The sequence below is a fragment of the Vibrio sp. Vb1554 genome, from assembly GCF_033344235.1.
The window spans coordinates 1-1,129 of sequence record NZ_JAWPOJ010000358.1 but is presented as its reverse complement, the minus strand read 5'-3'; the positions used below and the strand labels follow the sequence as shown (position 1 = coordinate 1,129).

The window sequence follows — 1,129 nt, the reverse complement described above, 5'->3', positions numbered from 1 at the left end:
AAGAAACTGCAAATCGAACAAAGCCTTGATGAGAGCGAAATCGAGTTTGCGGTGGTACAAGCTTTTTCTCATCAATCTCCTTTTCCTGTGGAAGAACTGAGTTTGGATTTCGTACGCCTTCGTGCGGAAGAAGGGATGCGTGGAACGGACAGTTATCAAGTATTCGCTACGCGCAAAGATGTGGTTGAAAGCCGAGTTGAAGCGTTACAACAGTCTGGTTTAAAGCCTGTGTTGGTTGACGTGCACTCTCAAAGCCTAGGTCATATCTGGAAGCTTGCCGCAGAGCGTTTTCCTGAAAAAAACAAATACTGTTTGTTAGACATCGGCTCGTTAGCGAGTTCATTCACCATGTTTACCGAGCAAGGCGAACTGTTTCATAAGGAGTTTGCGTGCGGTACTCGTATCTCAATGGGGACGTCACAAGAAGACTTACTCTCTGATGATGCTCAAGCCAAAACGGAACAGTTCAATCGTCAAGTGGTTGAGCGCGTAAAACGTCAAATGCAGCTCTATACCTCGATCAACGGTTCGCAAAACATCAAAGGCATTTGGTTATCGGGCGAGGGGGCATCGACGCCAATGTTGGCAGAAGAGCTGTCGCATCAGTTGGCATTGGAGTGTGAGTTGTTAAACCCACTCGGACTGTTTGAAATGAAAGTGTCGAAACGCAAGCGCCGAGCGGCCGATTGGCAACATTTTTCGACGGCTGCAGGGCTGGCGGTGCGTGGCATTCATTGGTTAGGAGGTGTGCGTGCTGTATCGCATTAACTTATTGCCTTGGCGCGAAAATCAAAGGGAAGAGCATCGTCGTCGATTTGTCGGTTTAGTGGTATTGGGCGTCATGGTGGCGTTGGGGATTCAGTGGGGCGTTGGCAAATATTATGAGTATCAACAAGATCTTCAACAAGAGCGACTCGACTATCTAACAACGTACATTTCCGATCTAGATAAGCGGATAGAAGCGATGAAGATCGCGGAGCTTGAACACAGCAAAATCTTGGAACGCTTGAAAGTTGTGGAAGCGTTGCAAAATGGTCGGAATAAAACCACTGATTTTATGAACCTCATGCCTGCTGTTATTCCAGAAGGCGTGTATGTCGACAAGATCAAAATGAATGATCTAGAAATT

The 1,129-nt window shown here is 46.8% G+C and carries 2 protein-coding genes; both read left to right on the top strand.

Annotated features, from left to right (window positions below):
* Nucleotides 1–768: type IV pilus assembly protein PilM (pilM, locus tag R8N28_RS26275; protein WP_318183792.1), on the top strand; the 768-nt coding region annotated here is incomplete at its 5' end.
* A partial coding sequence (locus R8N28_RS26270; protein ID WP_318183791.1) for a pilus assembly protein PilN occupies nt 752–1,129 on the top strand: 378 nt, incomplete at its 3' end. The genes pilM and R8N28_RS26270, both read left to right, overlap by 17 nt.